3 protein-coding genes and 1 tRNA gene are annotated in these 2,877 nt (G+C 64.3%); all 4 read left to right on the top strand.

Annotation, left to right across the window (positions count from 1 at the left end):
* Positions 1–421 (top strand): alpha-ketoglutarate-dependent dioxygenase AlkB (locus tag VFA16_RS04345; protein ID WP_324966627.1); only part of this gene is annotated, 421 nt, incomplete at its 5' end.
* A gap of 324 nt (positions 422–745) precedes the next feature.
* Positions 746–1,918: a 5-methyltetrahydropteroyltriglutamate--homocysteine methyltransferase gene (locus tag VFA16_RS04340; RefSeq protein ID WP_324966626.1), complete on the top strand. Its 1,173-nt coding sequence runs from the start codon at positions 746–748 to the stop codon at positions 1,916–1,918.
* 197 nt (positions 1,919–2,115) lie between these two features.
* Positions 2,116–2,211 (top strand) — tRNA-Sec (locus tag VFA16_RS04335).
* Positions 2,212–2,268: 57 nt separating this feature from the next.
* Positions 2,269–2,877, top strand: a 609-nt coding sequence (locus VFA16_RS04330) for a hypothetical protein (RefSeq protein ID WP_324966625.1), incomplete at its 3' end; no start/stop codon positions are given.

The following is a 2,877-nucleotide window of genomic DNA, read 5'->3' as shown; positions in this document are numbered from 1 at the left end:
CGCGGTGCCCCTGGAGCGGCTCATGCCGCGCTACCCAGCGCTGGCTCGCCTGTGCGACGAGCTTGCCGATCAGATCCAGCGGCACGGGTTGCCCCAGTGGCGACCGAACGAGGCCGCCATCCAGCGCTACCATCCAGGGTCGCTCGGCATCACGCCGCACCGCGATCAGCGCCGGTTCGCGCAGCTCGTCGTTGTGATCACGATTGCCGGTTCGGCGCCGTTCACGCTGTGCCGCAACCGTTCCGGCGACCCTGTCCGCACCTGGCAGGCCGGCCAGGGCAGCCTGGTCTTCCTGGCCGGCCCCGGACTGGCCGGCCAGGAAGACGGCCGGCCCATGCACCTGGTTGGCGGTCCCACCGGCGGCACTGCGCGGACGTCGATCGGCATCCGCATGGACAGTGCCGTAACGGCAGTGGGGTAGGCGCCTACACGCCCGCTGGACGCGTCCGTACCAGCGATTGACCTGCCCCGAACCGTTCTGAAGGTCGGGCGAGGTCCCGGCAACGAACTGGCAGTGACAGGCGCGGTCGAATGCGCCGGCAGATCGCTATGGCCAGGACGCCTAGCTCTTGACCGACTCATTGTCAACTGACTATGATTCAGGTCACAATCTGAGACAGACCTGTCTGTTTCCGGCGCCTGGTGCGCTGGCTCCCTTCGTCGGGACCGGGCGAACCTTTGCGAAGTAAGGAGTCCACGAGTAGCACAATCACTGTTTCGCTACTAAAGCAATGGGAGAGAAATCATGGCTGATTATGATCCGAGAACGGCCACCGGAATTCCTACTGAGCCTGTTGGGTCGCTGCCGCGGCCGGCGAAGTTGCAGGCTGCGTATGCCGCCTATGATGAGGGGAAGATCGATCTAGCGGCGTTGGAAGCCGAGCAGGAAGAAGCGGTCAAGGATTCGATCGAGCGGTTTGAGGCCACCGGATCACCCATTATTTCCGACGGCGAGCAGCGGGTGTCGAGCTTTGCCACCTACCCTCTTACCGACACGCTAAGCGGTACCGGGCTGGCCGATAATCTCGGCCCGGGTGGCCAGTTCTTCGCGATCTTCGCCGATGGTCACGGGCGGCAGTTGCCCCGCCTGACGGGGGGACCCTTCCGGTACAAACACTACGCTGCGGATTTTCTGCGCAAATCGATCCAGTATGCGCATGTGCCCATGAAGCAGGCGGTGATCGCGCCGTCGATGCTGGCCCTGCTGTACCCGCTGCACGATGAGGTGCCCGGCTATCCCCGGGAAGAATTCGAACAAGACATCGTCAACGAATGTGTCAGAGACATCCGCGAGGCCTTCGCCGCCGGTGCTGTCCGGGTGTCGGTGGACTTCACCGAGGGGCGGCTGTCGACCCGGGAAGACCCGCGCAACCCGTGGACCGGGGCCGGGTTGCTGCCGCATTTCATCGAGCTCAACAACCGGGTGATGGCCCAGTTCTCGCCCGAGGAACGCAAGAACATCGGTATTCACACCTGCCCGGGTGGCGACCGCGACTCGGTGCACAGCGCCGATGTGCCCTACAACAATCTGCTGCCGAGCATGTTCAAGATCAATGCTGGGTACTTCCTCATCCAGCTGGCCAGCGAGCGCGACCGCGACCCGGTGTACCAGTCCATCGCCGACAACCTGCAAGACGACGCCGACGGCGTGGCCCAGATGGCCTACATCGGGGTGTGCGTGGGACAAAGCCCCCGCCCGGAAAGCCCCCAGGAGATCTGCGACCAGCTGATGCGGGCCGCCAACTTCATCGACAAGCAGCGCATCGGGTCCACCGACGACTGCGGCTTCTCGCCGTTTAGCATCGACGAGAAACCCAACCACGGCTCCCCCGATTACGCCCGCGACATCGCCTTCCAGAAGATCAAGAACCGGGTCGAGGGAACCCGGATGGCCGCCGAAAAACTCGGCGTCAGCTGACCTGGCTGCACTAGCGGGCCCGGTCACTCATCCCGAGTGGCCGGGCCCCCGCGCGTCTTGCCTTAGCGGCGTGTCGCGCTCCCGTGCCCTACGCGTCGGTCCTCTGTGCCCGACGAACTGCGCATCAGAGCGCGACACACCGATAACCGCATTCGTGGTGCCTAGTGCGTGTGGACCAGGTCCTAGGATCCTCCGGTGGAGGCGTATGGGCGCCTGGTGGCCCCCGCGGTCTTCAACACCGACGTGGTCGAGCAACTCGACCAGGCGGGTTCGATTCCCGTCCGCCTCCGCCAGTCCGCCACTCGGCGGCCAGTTTGCCCATCCCGGTGAGGCTGAAAGGCACCGTTGCCATGTCCCGAGTCCACGTCAGTCTCATCCAATCCGATTATGGTCTCAAACTGCACGGCAACTTCGAGGCAGTCATTATGCAGGGCGCACAACTGTGGCACTGGTTCCGGGACAACTCCCGCAACGATTTCGGGCCGTGGGTACGCGGAACACGAATTACCAGCGATCAGGATACCGTCGCCGCGCCCGGTTGTCTGATCCAATCGGACTACCTCACCGGATTTCACGGCAACTTCGAAGTCGTCGTCCCGCTCCGGCAACCCTCCGGAAAGACCGAACTCTGGCATTTCTACCGTGACAACAACGATCCTCGCCAACCCTGGATCCGCGGCATCCGCGTCACCGGCGACCACGACAACGTCGCCGGCGCCGCCTGCCTCATCCAATCCGACTTCGGCACCGGCGCGCACGGCAACTTCGAAGTCGTCGTTCCCCTCCAACTGGGCAACGGCACTACCGAGCTGCGCCATTTCTACCGTGACAACAGCAATCCTCGCCAACCCTGGATCCGCGGCACCCGCGTCACCGGCGACCACGACAACGTCGCCGGCGCCGCCTGCCTCATCCAATCCGACTTCGGCACCGGCGCGCACGGCAACTTCGAAGTCGTC

This window comes from Mycobacterium sp. (assembly GCF_035653355.1).
In the GTDB taxonomy this organism is placed as follows: Bacteria; Actinomycetota; Actinomycetes; order Mycobacteriales; family Mycobacteriaceae; genus Mycobacterium.
Note: the sequence above shows the minus strand (reverse complement) of the source record. Positions and strands in the feature narration are given on the sequence as shown.

What these genes read in the sequence shown, in the direction of transcription:
- VFA16_RS04340 (WP_324966626.1), top strand. Translation starts at nt 746, where the DNA reads ATGGCTGATTATGATCCGAGAACGGCCACCGGAATTCCTACTGAGCCT.